Below are 15,271 nucleotides of genomic sequence, written 5' to 3'. Positions count from 1 at the left end.
AAGTAGTATGTAAAAGGATTTCAATGATTTGTTATAAGTAATTTTCGCTTTAATACGATAAAAAAGCGGGAATCCTCCCGCTTTTTACGATTATCGACGTAAGCCTAGTTTGTTAATTAACTCACGGTAACGAGTTACGTCTTTATTACGCAGATACGTAAGAAGATTACGACGCTTACCTACCATTTTAAGAAGACCGCGACGTGAATGGTGGTCTTTCTTGTGAGTACGTAAATGCTCGTTCAAGTTGTTAATTGAGTCAGTTAGGATAGCGATCTGAACTTCTGGAGATCCAGTATCAGATTCGTGTGTTTTGAACTCACTGATGAGTTGGTTTTTACGCTCTTGAGTAATTGCCATCCTGTTTCACCTCCAAAATCAAATTTAGCCCCAGTTACCTAGCAACCGTCGGTGACTTCGGATTGCCAAGCAATGGTTTTAAGACTACGAGAACTATCATACTAAAAATCAGGCCTATATGCAAATATTTTAGAATAAAATTTGTGTCCATTGCATGTTATTTCCGCAGATTGCTGAAATAACGGATGGCTTCCTGCTTATCCTTCTCAATTTGCTCTGTTAATTCTTTGATGCCATTGAATTTCCGCTCGCTCCGAATCCGTTTATACCATTCGATTTTTATAGCGGCTCCGTATACCTCCTGATCGAAATCAAACAAATTGACCTCGATTGAAGGCTGCTCCGGACGTTTTTCATAAAACGTCGGCTTATAACCGATATTGCAAACGCCATTGTAGGCTTCGCCGTTCACTTCCGCTTTTACGGCATATACACCTGTCGGCGGAACGATATAGCTATTATTTAAACCGACATTTGCTGTCGGAAACCCGATGGTCCGCCCTCTCTTATCACCGTGAATGACAATTCCTTTGATATAATAAGGCTGTCCAAGCAAGACTTTTGCCAATTCAACATCTCCGTTTTGAAGCGCGGTGCGGATATACGTAGAACTGATTTTTTTGTCCTGTTCCATTAATTTTTCAACCATTGTGCACTCAGCTTTTCCGTCTAAATCAAGCGGCATGGTCTCCATAGTTCCCTTGCCGTATTTGCCGTACGTAAAGTCAAAGCCCGCCACTGCGTGCTGCACATTAAGACCGATAATATACTGGTCTGCAAACTGCTTAGGAGAAAGGGCAGCAAATGCTTCATTAAATGTAACAATATACAGAATATCTGTGCCTAATTGTTCAATTTGATTAATTTTATCTTCAAGAGGCGTAATCAGATCCTTTGGCTCCCGATTCCTGCCCAATACATGAGAAGGATGAGGATGAAAGGTCATTACAGCTAATGTCAGGCCCTTTTCTTCAGCTATCTGCTTCGCTGTGCCGATTACCTTTTGATGTCCCAGATGAACGCCGTCAAAATACCCTAACGCCATCACAGACTTTGCCTGCTCCTCTTTGATTAAATGATGAGGATGTGTAATATGTATCGTCTTCACAGAACGGTCACCTTTTTTCTATTGTTCGCTTTTTTGCATCAATACTTTTGCCGGCTTTAACAGCCCTATTTTAGCAGGATGGGGGAAATAGATCGCCAAACAGCTTCCGGATTCAGTAAAGACGGCAATGCGGTCTTCACTGGTCATTTCAGAAAACTGCTCGGGCGTCTCAAGCAAAGCCCCATTTTCTACTTTCTTAGCTAATGTATCACTTATGACCCATTTCGGCAAATGATTGAGCGCGCGTTCAATAGGAACTGCATGCTCTTCCACGTTTCCGGACTGAGCCTGTGCTTCCAGTTCATCAAAGGTAAAGCATTCGTCGAGAGAAAAATCTCCGGATGCTGTACGGATTAAATGAGACATGTGAGCCGGATATCCGAGCTTTTCCCCAATCATGACCGCCAGCGTTCTGACATAGGTTCCTTTGGAGCATGTCACTGTAAAACGGAAGCTTGCGGTTTCTCCATTATGTTTAATCTCTGTCGTTAAATCAATGTCTTCAATGGTAATCATACGTTTCGGACGTTCTACTTCAATCCCTGCCCTAGCATATTCGTATAGCTTTTTGCCGTTTACTTTGACAGCTGAATACATGGGAGGAATTTGTTCTTGTTTACCCTTTAAGCTGTTTAGAACTTTTTCAACATCTGCTTTATCAATGTCTTGGTTAACAGGCTTTGTTTCAACCGTTTCTCCTGTTTGGTCCTCTGTTGTCGTAGAAAAGCCAAGTGTTATTTCCGCGTCATATGTTTTAGATTTTTCAGTTAAGTATTCGACGATTTTAGTCGCCCTTCCCACACAAATCGGAAGTACGCCTGAGACTTCTGGATCGAGCGTTCCCGTATGACCTACTTTTTTTGTTTTTAACAGTTTTCGGATTCTCATGACACAGTCGTGCGATGTCATGCCAACCGGTTTATGTAAAAGGAGAACTCCATTAACCATTTGTCTTTCACTCCTTCTTTTGAGTTTTTTCGTTAAACGAAGAAAGAGGACAGACGATATACGCCTATCCTCTCCTTTTTTATTCAGATGGTTTCTCTGAATGCAATTCGTGAATCAGCGTTTCGATTCGATTTCCGTAATCGATTGATTCATCGAACTCAAATTCAATTTCAGGCGTTTTTCGAAGTCTGATGCGGCTGCCGATTTCGGATCGGATAAACCCTTTCGCCTTTGCCAGCCCTTTCAGCGCTTCCTCCCGTTTTTTCTCGTCACCGAGAACCGAGATATACACCTTTGCAATTTGCAAATCACCTGATACACGTACATCGGTTACTGTCAGAAAACCAATTCTCGGATCTTTCAGCTTGCGGCTGATAATGTCACCGAGTTCTTTTTTCATTTGCTCGCCGACACGGTTTGCTCTCATACTCAATTCAATCACCTCTAAGTTAAAACCACTCTGTCCTAGTGATCGTCCGTTCAATTTCAGGAAAAGAATCGATAAACGCTAGGACGCGCTGCAGCTCTTTTTCTGTTTGAACGCGAGAGGAAGAAACAGCGGCGATTCCGAAGCTGGTCCTTTGCCATGTGTCCTGATAGTCAATCTCCGAAATCGAGACATTGAACTTGTTTTGAACCCTGGTTAAAACACGCTTCAGAACGGCACGCTTTTCTTTTAACGATCCTGCATCATAAATGATGCATTCACATTCCGCAAATCCGATCACTTTCTTTCAATTTCTTGCATGACAAACGCTTCAAGGATGTCACCTTCGCGAATGTCATTGTATTTCTTAATTGTAATACCACATTCATAGCCTTGTGAAACTTCTTTCACATCGTCTTTAAAGCGTTTCAGAACATCTACTTCGCCTTCGAAGATGACAACACCATCACGAATTAAACGGAGGCCGCTGTCGCGCGTAATGTTTCCTTCAGTAACATATCCGCCGGCAATTGTACCGATCTTAGATACTTTGAATGTTTGGCGCACTTCTACTTGACCAATTACTTTTTCTTCATATTCAGGATCAAGCATACCTTTCATAGCAGCTTCAATCTCGTCAATGACTTTGTAAATGATACGGTGAAGTCGAATATCTACATTTTCAGCTTCAGCCGTACTCTTAGCATTTCCGTCCGGTCTCACATTAAACCCGATAACAATTGCATTGGAAGCAGATGCCAGGATAATGTCAGATTCAGTAATCGCACCAACGCCTGTATGGATGATTTTCACTTTAACGCCTTCCACTTCAATTTTTTGAAGGGCAGCGGTTAAGGCTTCTGCCGATCCTTGAACGTCAGCTTTTACGATAAGGTTGATGTCTTTTACATCACCTTGTTTAATTTGCTCGAATAAGTCATCAAGACTGAGCTTCGCTTTATCGCTGCGCTGCTCTTCAAGCTGTTTCGAAGCACGGGCTTCCCCGACAGAACGTGCTGTTTTTTCATCCTTAAAGACAAGGAATTGGTCTCCCGCTTGAGGGACATCATTCAAGCCGGTAATTTCAACCGGAGTTGACGGGCCAGCAGTTTTCGTGCGGCGTCCAATGTCGTTTACCATTGCACGGACACGGCCAAATGTGTTGCCGACTACAATCGGATCACCGACATGCAGTGTTCCAGTCTGTACGAGCAATGTCGCAACTGATCCTCTGCCTTTATCAAGTTCCGCTTCAATAACCGTTCCTTTTGCCTGGCGTTTCGGATTCGCTTTCAGTTCCTCTACTTCACTGACAAGCAAAATCATTTCAACGAGTTCATCAATGCCTTTTCCGGTTAAAGCGGAAAGTGGAACAAAAATGGTTTCTCCGCCCCAAGCTTCAGGGACAAGTCCGTATTCCGTCAGTTCTTGCATCACACGGTCAGGATTTGCGGATTCTTTATCAACTTTATTCACAGCAACGATAATTGGAACCTCAGCTGCTTTTGCATGGTTAATCGCTTCTACAGTTTGCGGCATTACACCGTCATCTGCAGCCACAACGAGAATCGTAATATCAGTTACTTCTGCACCGCGCGCACGCATTGTCGTAAATGCGGCGTGGCCCGGAGTATCCAAGAACGTAATTTTTTTGCCGTTCTCTTCAATTTGGTAAGCACCGATATGCTGGGTGATTCCGCCTGCTTCTCCTTCAACAACCTTCGTTTTACGGATGCTGTCAAGAAGCGTCGTTTTCCCATGGTCAACGTGACCCATGATTGTCACGACAGGAGGACGAATTTCAAGATCCTCTTCTTTATCGGGCTCTTCATATTTTTCAAGTTCTGTTTCTTCAAGCACAATGACTTCTTCTGTTTCTACACCATATTCCGATGCAATGAGTTCAATTGTATCTTTATCAAGCTCTTGGTTAATGGTTGCCATTACGCCAAGAAGCATCAGCTTTTTAATGAGTTCTGAAGGCTCTTTGCCAAGCTCCTCAGCCAATGCGCCGACTGTTAAAGTGCCAGAGAATGTAATTTTCTCAGGAAGCTCTTTTTTCGGCTTTACAGGCTTTTGCTGATGTTGGTTTTTGTTATTGTGGTTGCGTTTATTTTTTTGTTGTTGTTATTCTTCTTGTTTTTGTTAAATTGATTATTCTGCACGTCATTCTTCTTTCCGTCTCGAATTTTATTTGGTTGATTTCCAGCAGATTGCTGATTAACCCCTTGCGTCTGTTTGTTTTTGTTCGTTTCTGCAGGCTTTTGAGATTTAACGGCTGCGCCGCCCTTTTTATATTTGGCATCAAGCTGTTTAATAGCCTTTTCTTCAAGCATGGCCATATGATTATTCACTTCTAAATTCATGTTTTTCAGTGCGGTCAAAATTTCCTTACTTGAAACATTTAACGCTTTTGCATATTCGTATACTCTCATTTTAGCCATTCGTTCACCCCCAAAAATATTAATCGAGCAAGCTGATCAGCTTATTCGCAAAACCTTGGTCAGTGACGGCGACAACGACACGGGCTTCTTTACCGATAGAGCGTCCAAGAACCGCGCGACTCTCGACTTTTTTATAAGGGACTTTATAATAATTGCACTTGTCGGTTACTTTTTTCGCTGTGTTAGAAGACGCATCCTCTGTAAGCAGGACAAGCTTTGCACGCGCATTCCTGATTTCTTTAATTACCAAGTCCTCGCCTGACACGACCTTACGAGCTCGATTGGCCAGACCCAGCAAGGGAAACCATTCCATTCCAGACATTTTATTTTTTCACCTTTTCCGCCAGCTCCAGCAATTCTTCGAAAATCTGGTCATCGATTTGTGATTGAAATTGATTTTGCAAAGTGTTTTTCTTTTTTGCTGCTAAGATAGACTCTTTATCCAGCGTTACATACGCACCCCGCCCGTTCTTCTTTCCGGTCGGGTCTACGGAGATTTCGCCTTCTTTCGAACGTACAACTCGGATCAGTTCCTTTTTAGGCTTCATTTCACCAGTCACTACACATTTGCGTAACGGGATCTTCTTGTGTTTATTCACCTAAGGTCACCTCTTATTCATCCGATTCAGCAGTTTCAGGCTCCGTAAAGAGCGGCTCATCGTCTTCTTCTTCAAGTTCTCTCGGATAGATTTCAAGTTCTCTTGCGTCCGTTTCGCTCTTAATATCAATCTTCCAGCCTGTCAGTTTAGCAGCTAAGCGTGCGTTTTGTCCTCTTTTGCCAATCGCTAGAGACAGCTGGTAATCAGGAACAACAACAGTTGTCGCTTTTTCCTCCTCATTAACGATGACATCCAGCACTTTCGAAGGGCTGAGTGCATTCGCGACAAATTCTACAGGATCACTAGACCAGTTGACAATGTCAATTTTTTCACCTTTTAATTCATTGACGATCGCCTGAACACGCTGGCCTTTAGGGCCTACGCATGAGCCGACAGGATCGACGTCAGGGTCGTCTGTGCGAACCGAAATTTTTGAACGGTCGCCGGCTTCTCTGGCAACAGATTTCAGCTCCACAGTTCCATCATAAATTTCAGGCACTTCGATTTCAAACAAGCGCTTTAACAGGCCTGGATGTGTTCTAGATACGTAAATCTGCGGGCCCTTCGTCGTTTTTTCCACTTTTGTGATAAATACCTTAATGCGGTCATGAGGCTTGTAGCTTTCATTTGGCATTTGCTCATTAACCGGCAGCAAAGCTTCTATTTTGCCCAAGGACACGTAGATAAACTTATTGTCCAGCCGCTGAACGATACCTGTCATAATATCTTCTTCACGGTCGATAAATTCAGAATAAATCACGCCGCGCTCAGCTTCCCGCACACGCTGTGTGACGACCTGCTTCGCTGTTTGAGCAGCTATGCGCCCGAAATCTTTAGGTGTTACTTCGATTTCAACGACATCGCCGACCATATATTCCGGATGGATGCCCTGCGCCTCTTCAATAGAGATCTCCAGTCTTTGGTCGTATACTTCGTCAACGACATCTTTTCTAGCAAAAACACGGATGGAGCCTGTTTCACGGTTTAAATCTACCCGTACATTTTGCGCTTGATTAAAATTCCGCTTATAAGCAGAAATTAACGCAGCTTCGATTGCTTCAATGATAATTTCTTTACTGATGCCTTTTTCTTTTTCAAGAATCGTGAGAGCATCTAATAATTCACTGCTCATTTAACGGTCTCCCCCCTTAAAGCATTTGTATTCATTAGAATGTAACAGCTAGTCTTGCATTAGCTATTTTGTCATACGGAATATTGATCCGTTTCTTTCTTGTTTTGATCGTGATCTCAACTGTCACTGTTTGTCCATCAAATTCAGCCAGTTCACCTTCAAACACTTTTGCGCCCTCAATAGGCTCATACGTCTTAATGTACACATTTTTTCCAAGTGATTTTTCAAAATCGGCTTTTTTCTTTAGCGGACGCTCAGCTCCTGGAGATGAGACTTCAAGAAAGTAATTTTGGCTGATTGGGTCTGCCTCATCAAGCTTTTCGCTTAAAGCTTCGCTTACTTTGGCACATTCCTCAATATCCACACCGTCATCGGAATCAATAAACACGCGAAGGAACCAGCTTTGACCCTCTTTGACAAATTCAATGTCGATGAGTTCCAGCTGAAGGCTGTCTACGATTGGCTGAGCCATCTCTTGAACGGTGTCAGTCACTTTTTTGCTCAATGTTCTTCCTCCTTGTGCTGTCGATCTCATATTCGTCTCGTCACTCTGCATAAAAACCCTGCTTCAAAAGAGCAGGGGTTAAAAGTAAACGATGAACATGTCGAGACAAAATTCTCCTGTTCAATACAAAAGAGCGGGTTTCCCCACTCTTTGCCTCGGTAATCGTTAGCATTTCCAATAAAACTATACCATAACCATATTTTTATTGCAAATGGATATGCGCTTACTTTCACCTAAGCAACGTGACAGAGGGTTTGATGTTACAATGTCACTTTTTGCGCTTATGTATACATAGAAGCAGAATTTCCAAAGAAACTCTGCTTTCCATGTTAAAACAGTGACAATTGGTTTTGATCAGGCAGTGATTCCAGACAGCCATGGCGATCTAAATACTCTAAAATCGTTTTGGACACTTTCCCTCTTTTTTGCAAATCTTCTTTAGAGAGGAATTCGCCTTCTTCACGAGCCTTTACAATATTCAGAGCTGCGTTCGTCCCTAGTCCTGGAATGGAGTTAAACGGCGGGATCAGGCTATTGCCGTCTATGATAAACTCAGCAGCGCTGGAGCGATATAAATCGACTTTTTGGAATGAATAGCCCCTCTCACACATTTCAAGCGATAGTTCTAACACAGTGAGAAGGTTTTTTTCCTTCGGTGAAGCATCAAGCCCTTTACCGTTAATGTCCTCCATTACGGATTTGATTGCTGTAGAGCCTTTAATCATCGTATCGATATCAAAGTCGTCTGCACGAACAGTAAAATAAGCCGCATAATACAATAGTGCGTGATGCACTTTAAAGTAAGCGATACGGACCGCCATTAATACATAAGCCGCGGCATGGGCTTTCGGGAACATGTATTTAATCTTTTTACAAGAATCAATATACCAGTCCGGGACATTGTTATTTTTCATTTCTTCTTCCCATTCAGGCGTTAATCCTTTTCCTTTACGCACAAATTCCATGATTTTAAAGGCAAGGGACGGCTCAAGGCCTTGATAGATTAAATAAACCATAATGTCATCACGGCAGCCGATCACTTCACTCAGCTCGCAGATATTATTGTGGATGAGTTCCTGCGCATTGCCGAGCCATACATCAGTTCCGTGAGACAAGCCTGAAATCTGAACGAGCTCGGAAAAAGTTGTCGGCTTTGTATCTTCAAGCATCTGCCGCACAAATCGGGTTCCGAATTCAGGGATTCCAAGAGTACCTGTTTTACAGCCAATCTGTTCTTCTGTAACACCGAGTGATTCGGTTCCCTGGAAGATCTTCATTACTTCAGGATCATCAGTTGGAATGGTTTTCGGATCAATTCCGCTTAAGTCTTGCAGCATCCGAATGACGGTCGGGTCATCGTGTCCGAGAATATCCAGCTTTAACAGGTTGTCATGGATGGAATGGAAATCAAAGTGCGTCGTTTTCCATTCTGAACCTGTGGCATCTGCCGGAAACTGAATTGGTGAAAAATCATAAATATCCATATAATCCGGAACTACGATAATACCCCCAGGGTGCTGTCCGGTCGTCCGTTTGACACCTGTACATCCCTGTACGAGCCGATCTACTTCGGCCCCGCGCATATGAAGATTATGGTCTCCGGCGTAGCCTTTTACATACCCGTAAGCTGTTTTTTCTGCAACGGTTCCTATCGTTCCCGCTCGATATACGTTGTCCTCTCCGAACAATACTTTTGTGTAATTGTGTGCTTGCGGCTGATATTCCCCTGAGAAGTTCAAATCAATATCAGGCACTTTGTCCCCTTTAAATCCTAAGAACGTTTCAAACGGAATATCATGGCCGTCTTTTTTCAGAGGCGTTCCGCAATGAGGACAGAGCTTGTCAGGCAGGTCAAAACCCGAACCGACAGACCCGTCATTAAAGAACTCAGAATGCTGGCACTCAGAGCATACATAATGCGGCGGCAGCGGGTTGACCTCAGTGATCTCAGTAAGCGTCGCAACCAATGAGGAGCCTACGGAACCACGGGAACCTACGAGATATCCGTCATCCAGTGAACGTTTTACAAGTTTGTGAGAGATCAAATAAATAACAGCGAAGCCGTGGCCAATGATACTCTTTAATTCTTTTTCAATCCGCGCTTCCACAATGTCAGGCAGCTCTTCTCCGTAAATGCTTTTAGCACGCTGATAGCTCATTTCTCTGATCTCTTCATCGGCGCCTTCGATTTTCGGTGTGTACAAATCGTCTTTAATCGGCTTGATGTCATCGATCATAGAAGCAACCTTTTGGGTATTGGCGACAACGATTTCCTTCGCTTTTTCGTCACCTAAGAATGAAAATGCTTCAAGCATTTCGTCTGTCGTTCTGAAATGCACTTTCGGCAGTTCATGCCTGTTCAGCGGATTAGCCCCGCCTTGGGAGGAAATTAAGATCTTCCTGTAGATTTTATCCTCATCATTCAAGTAATGAACATTTCCTGTAGCCACAACCGGTTTATTAAGCTTTTCACCCAGTTTCGTGATATTGGCAATAATTTCTTTCAGCGCTTTTTCATCGCGCACCAGTTCAAGCTCCAGCAAGTGACGGTATACTTCCGGCGGCTGAACCTCAAGATAATCGTAGAATGACGCGATATCTTCCACCTCTTCAGGCGATTTTTGCATCATGCCTTCAAAAACCTCTCCCCTGTCACAGGCTGAACCGATGAGAAGCCCTTCCCTGTATTTCTCAAGCTGAGATCTTGGGATACGAGGCACTCTGTAAAAATAATGAATATGAGATAGTGACACAAGCTTAAATAAATTTTTAAGCCCTGTGTTATTTACAGCAAGTAAGGTTGCGTGATAAGGCCTCGATCTTTGATAAGCGTTGGACTGCCCCATATTTTCATTCAGCTCATCATGATACTGAATGCCTTTTTCAGCTGCGTCCTTCAGCATTTTCAGGAGCAAATAAGCAGTCGCTTCCGTATCGTAGATCGCACGGTGATGCTGTGTGAGTTCGATATCAAACTTTTTACAAAGTGTGTTCAAACGGTGGTTCTTAAATTCAGGATAGAGAAAACGGCCAAGCTCAAGCGTATCAATAACTGGGTTTTTAGCTTTTTCGACTTCAAGAAGCCTTTTATAAGCTACGTTTAAGAATCCCATATCAAAACTCGCATTATGGGCGACAAGGATATCATCGCCGATCCATTCTCTGAAATCTCTTATGACATCTACGACATCTGGAGCGTCGCGAAGCATATCATCGGTGATGCCGGTCAGCTCTATGATTGTGGCTGAAAGCGGACGATGCGGGTTCGCAAACGCCTCAAATTTGTCAATAATTTCTCCGTCTTTTACTTTTACTGCAGCCAGCTCAATGATCGTATCGTATACAGCAGATAAGCCAGTCGTCTCGACGTCAAACACAACATATGTTTCTTCCTCAAGCAAACGATGTGCAGCATTATAAGCGATTGGCACGCCATCATCAACGAGGTTCGCTTCCATCCCGTAAATCATTTTAATTCCATGCTTTTTAGCGGCGGAATACGCATCAGGGAAGGATTGAACGACAGCATGGTCCGTCAAAGCGATGGCCTCATGACCCCATTTTTTCGCCTGTTCGACGAGTTTTCCGATACCCGTGACAGCATCCATTTGGCTCATTGGGGAATGCAAGTGCAATTCCACTCTTTTTTCTCCTTCAGGAGCCGAATCTTCACGGGTTTTCGCTTTCATTTCGTTCACGTCATTTGCGATCATAACGAGATCTCTGACAAAAGTGTCATTTTGAATGCTGCCGCGTGCTTTTACCCACATTCCTTTTTTCAGAGATTTCATCAGTGCCGCATCTTCTTTTTCACGTGCAAACATTTTGATTAAAATACTATTTGTGTAGTCTGTAATTTTGAAGATACACAACGTGCGCCCGCTTTTCAGCTCTCGGGTCTCCACATCAAACACGTAACCTTGGACCGTAATTCTCCGTTCTTCGTCCATAATGCTGTCAAGTGTCCGGATTTCTTCGTTATCTTTAATTTGATAACCGATAACAAGAGGACCGGATGGCATTTGGTCTTCATCACTTTCTTTATCTTTCTTCTCCATTTCAATCAGCGCCTGCATGGCTCGCTCTTGGTCTTCCGCAAGCTTTTGCTCCCGAAACTTTTGAACTTCTTGTTCGGATACAAAGATTTCGGCATCAAGCTGAAGGTCCGGGAAACCAAATTGGCGGTAGCCGTCTTGAATCATGGAACTATATTTGCTCTTAAGAGCAGCTGCCTCCGTGTCCGTTTTTGTTTTGACAATCAGCTTATTGCCCTTCAGTTTCGGTTTTTGCTGGTTTAATAGGCTGATAATCGGCGGTGAAATGCCTTGCAGCTCTTCAATGCAGCGTGACCAGTAGTCTTGTACAAGACTTTCACTGATCTCGGCATCTTGCACTTCGATTGAAGATGTCACTTTTGCTATGTGGGCAAACGATTGCGTCAGCCTCGTTGTTAATGTGTCATATATTTGAAAAGGCAGCAAAGATTTAAATTGAAAATGAAAATGCCAAGACTTTGAAGCTTTGTGTATCGCCAGCTTTTTAATCTCGCCATCTTCAAAATATGTCATGAAGGTATCATCTGTCATATTAATCTGCTGCAGAAGAATTTGAAACTGCCTTCTGTTGACTGATAACTGTTCCATTCAGACAGTATCCCTCCCTAAAAACATCATAAGTGAAGGTACCCCAGGCAATGAGGTACCTTCTATTATTTCTATTTTAACATGTTTTTTGATAAATCGTTATGGTGATTACTGCTTGCTGATAAATGCAGATAATTCGTCTACTGAAATCTCAGTTGACTCACCTGTTTTGCGGACTTTCACTTCGACAATTCCTTCGTCCGCACGTTTTCCGACTGTGATGCGGATTGGAAGGCCGATGAGATCTGAATCAGCGAATTTTACACCGGCGCGCTCAGCACGATCGTCATAAAGCACTTCATAGCCTCCCACTTTTAATTCAGCATACAGCTTTTCAGCAAGCTCTCTTTGCCCATCGTTTTTCACATTCAAAGCAAGAATGTGAAGATCGTACGGGGCAACGCTTTTTGGCCATATTAATCCTTTTTCATCGTGATGCTGTTCAGCAATAGCAGAAAGTGTTCTTGACACGCCGACTCCGTAACAGCCCATCAGCATTGGCTGTGCGCGCCCGTTTTCATCTAAATATGTCGCATTCATCGCTTCTGAATAGCGTGTTCCAAGCTTAAAGACTTGTCCGACTTCGATTCCTTCTGCAAAACGGATTGTGCCTTTGCCGTCTGGTGAAGGATCGCCTTCTTTAATAAAACGAAGATCAGCAAATTCTTTGATTTGCGCGTCACGGGTTACGTTGACATTTTGATAATGATGATCTCCTTCATTTGCACCGGCAACAGCATTGACCATTGCTTTCACTGCTTGATCTGCATATACTTCAACATCTTGATTGACACCGACAGGGCCGACAAAGCCAGGCTCTGTTCCGAGCTGCTGAATGACCTCTTCATGGGAAGCAAGCTCAACAACTTCTGCATGAAGCAAGTTTTTCACTTTAATATCGTTGACTTCATGGTCGCCTCTTACAAGCACTAAGACAAAACGGTCATCTGCTTTAAACAAGACTGACTTGATGCATGCGTCGGCGGACACCTGTAAAAACGCAGTCAGTTCTTCTATTGTTTTCACGTTAGGCGTGTGGACTTTCTCTAAAGCTTTAGGCTCCTCATCAGAAGGTGCTTCTTGATAAAGAACTTCAGCCATTTCGATATTAGCCGCATACTGTGATTCATCGGAATACGCAATTGTATCCTCTCCGATGGCAGAAAGCGCCATAAACTCGTGCGTATCCTTTCCTCCCATTGCGCCTGAATCTGCGATAACAGGTCTAACATTGATCCCGCAGCGGGCGAAAATATTAGAATAGGCCTCGTACATTTTTTGATACGTTTCATCCAGGCTCTCTTCAGATGCATGGAAAGAATACGCATCCTTCATAATAAATTCGCGGCCTCTTAACAGGCCGAAGCGAGGACGTTTTTCATCTCTGAACTTAGATTGAATTTGATAAAGGGTCAGAGGGAGACGCTTATAAGATTTAACCTCATCGCGTACAAGTGAAGTGATAACTTCTTCATGCGTTGCCCCTAAAGCAAATTCACGGCCATGACGGTCTTTTAGCCTCATCAGCTCAGGACCATACGTATACCATCTGCCTGATTCCTGCCATGTTTCAGCCTGCTGCAATGCGGGCATAAGCATTTCCACGGCATCAATTTTCTCCATTTCTTCACGAACAATCTGCTGAATGTTTTGAATCACTTTATATGCCAGAGGCATATAGCTGTATACCCCGCTCGTATTCTGTCTGATAAATCCTGCTCTCAGAAGAAGCTGATGACTTTTTGCTTCGGCATCAGCTGGAACTTCACGGAGCGTAGGAATAAGCGTCAAACTTTGTCTCATTTCTTCGCACCTCTGATTGATTTACTTTTCGTTTACAAGAACAGCCGCTGGATATCGTTCCATGTGACAACCAGCATAAGAAGCATTAGGAAAGCCACCCCGATAAACACAACAAAAGCTTCTTTTTCCCTGTTAATCGGTTTGCCCCGAATCGCTTCAATAAAGAGAAATAACAGTCTTCCACCGTCAAGTGCCGGAATCGGAAGCAGGTTGACAATCCCAAGGTTAATGCTTAAAAACGCAGCAAACTGGAATAAGTTCACTAACCCTGTTTTCGCCACCTGGTCTGTCATGTCATATATGCCGACAGGACCTGACAGCATGTCAAGTTTAAATTGGCCTGTTACTAATTTGCTTAAGTTGGTTAAAATGGCTTTAGTGACATCAACTGTTGATGTCGCGCCGTAAGCAACCGCTGAGAGAACGCCTTTTTCAGTCGGCGCATAGGAGCCGAAACGTCCGATCGTTTTTTTGTTCTCATCTTTTACTGCTTCCGGAGTCACTGAAATATGAAGCGTTTTGTTATCTCTTTTTACGGCAACATCCATTTCTTTTTCCGGATTTTCCTTTACAGCGGATACAATGTCCGTCCAAGACCTCATTTTCTCTCCGTTAATGCTTTGAATATAATCTCCTTCTTTTAGCCCAGCTTCGGCTGCCCGCCCATTGTCAGTCAGCTGTCCCAGCATAGGATCATTTGAAGGTACGCCTTGAATGAGCCCAAGCATCACTAATATGACGTAAGCTAAAATAAAGTTCATAATCGGCCCTGCAGCAATTGCTTTGATTCGCTGCCACACAGGTTTGGAACCAAATTGGCGATTATACGGCGCAATTTGCACTTCTTCTCCGTCTACAATGAAGAAGGATGTTTCGCTGACAGTAAAGTTGGAAAGTTCATCCTCTTTCCCCTGTTCATAGCCAGTGATCTTCATGTCATGCTCTAAATCAGCAGTTTCTACTTCAATGACTAGAGCATCCGGGTACTTTTCCTTTTGATTAATAATGACTTTCTCAACTTGATCATCTTTATTAAACAAAAGCCCTACCGTGTAACCGGGTTTTACCTCAATCATTTCCGGGTCTTCCCCGGCCATACGGACAAATCCGCCGACCGGTAGCAGCCTAATCGTATAAACCGTTTCATTTTTTTTGAAAGAAAAAATCTTTGGACCGAATCCGATCGCAAATTCACGGCAGAGAATTCCCGCTCTTTGGGCTAGCAATAAATGGCCCAGTTCATGGAAGAAAACGAGCGCTCCGAAAATAATGATAAACGCTATAACTGTATTCACGAACATA

General features: G+C 43.3%; 12 protein-coding genes and 1 pseudogene. All 13 read right to left on the bottom strand.

Annotation, left to right across the window (positions count from 1 at the left end):
- Positions 1 to 90 precede the first annotated feature (90 nt).
- The 13 genes and pseudogenes from rpsO to rseP all read right to left on the bottom strand — a co-directional run bounded on the left by rpsO (position 91) and on the right by rseP (position 15,270).
- On the bottom strand, positions 91 to 360 hold the full coding sequence (gene rpsO / locus SC79_RS04065; protein WP_003154182.1) for a 30S ribosomal protein S15: 270 nt from the start codon (positions 358 to 360) through the stop codon (positions 91 to 93).
- Positions 361 to 517: 157 nt separating this feature from the next.
- Positions 518 to 1,468 carry a bifunctional riboflavin kinase/FAD synthetase gene (ribF, locus tag SC79_RS04060; RefSeq protein WP_039073989.1) on the bottom strand — a complete coding sequence of 317 codons (951 nt, stop codon included), beginning with the start codon at positions 1,466 to 1,468 and terminating at the stop codon, positions 518 to 520.
- Between the two features lie 18 nt (positions 1,469 to 1,486).
- Positions 1,487 to 2,416, bottom strand: coding sequence for a tRNA pseudouridine(55) synthase TruB (gene truB, locus SC79_RS04055; protein WP_039073988.1), 930 nt, complete (start codon positions 2,414 to 2,416; stop codon positions 1,487 to 1,489).
- A gap of 79 nt (positions 2,417 to 2,495) precedes the next feature.
- Entirely contained in the window at positions 2,496 to 2,849 is a 354-nt protein-coding gene (gene rbfA / locus SC79_RS04050; protein WP_009967251.1) for a 30S ribosome-binding factor RbfA, read from the bottom strand.
- A 16-nt stretch (positions 2,850 to 2,865) separates the two neighbouring features.
- Complete coding sequence (locus tag SC79_RS04045) at positions 2,866 to 3,144, bottom strand: DUF503 domain-containing protein (protein ID WP_010328005.1); 279 nt, start codon at positions 3,142 to 3,144, stop codon at positions 2,866 to 2,868.
- Positions 3,141 to 5,287: pseudogene (gene infB / locus SC79_RS04040) on the bottom strand (translation initiation factor IF-2). Before infB ends, SC79_RS04045 begins: the two are co-directional and overlap by 4 nt.
- A 19-nt stretch (positions 5,288 to 5,306) precedes the next feature.
- Positions 5,307 to 5,609, bottom strand: coding sequence for a YlxQ family RNA-binding protein (locus SC79_RS04035; protein ID WP_003220946.1), 303 nt, complete (start codon positions 5,607 to 5,609; stop codon positions 5,307 to 5,309).
- Between the two features lies 1 nt (position 5,610).
- The gene (gene rulR / locus SC79_RS04030; protein WP_039073987.1) at positions 5,611 to 5,886 is read right to left on the bottom strand and encodes a glucose-induced regulator RulR; all 276 of its coding nucleotides are present in this window, start codon (positions 5,884 to 5,886) and stop codon (positions 5,611 to 5,613) included.
- Between the two features lie 13 nt (positions 5,887 to 5,899).
- On the bottom strand, positions 5,900 to 7,018 hold the full coding sequence (gene nusA, locus SC79_RS04025) for a transcription termination factor NusA (protein ID WP_039073986.1): 1,119 nt from the start codon (positions 7,016 to 7,018) through the stop codon (positions 5,900 to 5,902).
- A 34-nt stretch (positions 7,019 to 7,052) separates the two neighbouring features.
- Positions 7,053 to 7,523 carry a ribosome maturation factor RimP gene (rimP, locus tag SC79_RS04020; protein ID WP_039073985.1) on the bottom strand — a complete coding sequence of 157 codons (471 nt, stop codon included), beginning with the start codon at positions 7,521 to 7,523 and terminating at the stop codon, positions 7,053 to 7,055.
- A gap of 329 nt (positions 7,524 to 7,852) precedes the next feature.
- Positions 7,853 to 12,166, bottom strand: coding sequence for a PolC-type DNA polymerase III (locus SC79_RS04015; RefSeq protein ID WP_039073984.1), 4,314 nt, complete (start codon positions 12,164 to 12,166; stop codon positions 7,853 to 7,855).
- Between the two features lie 108 nt (positions 12,167 to 12,274).
- The gene (proS, locus tag SC79_RS04010; protein ID WP_039073983.1) at positions 12,275 to 13,969 is read right to left on the bottom strand and encodes a proline--tRNA ligase; all 1,695 of its coding nucleotides are present in this window, start codon (positions 13,967 to 13,969) and stop codon (positions 12,275 to 12,277) included.
- A 32-nt stretch (positions 13,970 to 14,001) separates the two neighbouring features.
- A complete protein-coding gene (gene rseP, locus SC79_RS04005; protein ID WP_082022536.1) occupies positions 14,002 to 15,270 on the bottom strand; it encodes an RIP metalloprotease RseP in 1,269 nt (422 codons plus the stop codon).
- Position 15,271 lies beyond the last annotated feature (1 nt).

It is taken from the genome of Bacillus sp. MSP13 (genome assembly GCF_000815295.1).
Lineage (GTDB): Bacteria > Bacillota > Bacilli > Bacillales > Bacillaceae > Bacillus > Bacillus vallismortis.
The sequence above is the reverse complement of the archived record's forward strand: the minus strand, read 5'-3'. Positions and strand labels throughout refer to the sequence as shown.

What these genes read in the sequence shown, in the direction of transcription:
- rpsO (WP_003154182.1), bottom strand. Translation starts at nt 360, where the DNA reads ATGGCAATTACTCAAGAGCGTAAAAACCAACTCATCAGTGAGTTCAAA.
- truB (WP_039073988.1), bottom strand. Translation starts at nt 2,416, where the DNA reads ATGGTTAATGGAGTTCTCCTTTTACATAAACCGGTTGGCATGACATCG.
- SC79_RS04035 (WP_003220946.1), bottom strand. Translation starts at nt 5,609, where the DNA reads ATGTCTGGAATGGAATGGTTTCCCTTGCTGGGTCTGGCCAATCGAGCT.
- nusA (WP_039073986.1), bottom strand. Translation starts at nt 7,018, where the DNA reads ATGAGCAGTGAATTATTAGATGCTCTCACGATTCTTGAAAAAGAAAAA.
- SC79_RS04015 (WP_039073984.1), bottom strand. Translation starts at nt 12,166, where the DNA reads ATGGAACAGTTATCAGTCAACAGAAGGCAGTTTCAAATTCTTCTGCAG.
- proS (WP_039073983.1), bottom strand. Translation starts at nt 13,969, where the DNA reads ATGAGACAAAGTTTGACGCTTATTCCTACGCTCCGTGAAGTTCCAGCT.
- rseP (WP_082022536.1), bottom strand. Translation starts at nt 15,270, where the DNA reads ATGTTCGTGAATACAGTTATAGCGTTTATCATTATTTTCGGAGCGCTC.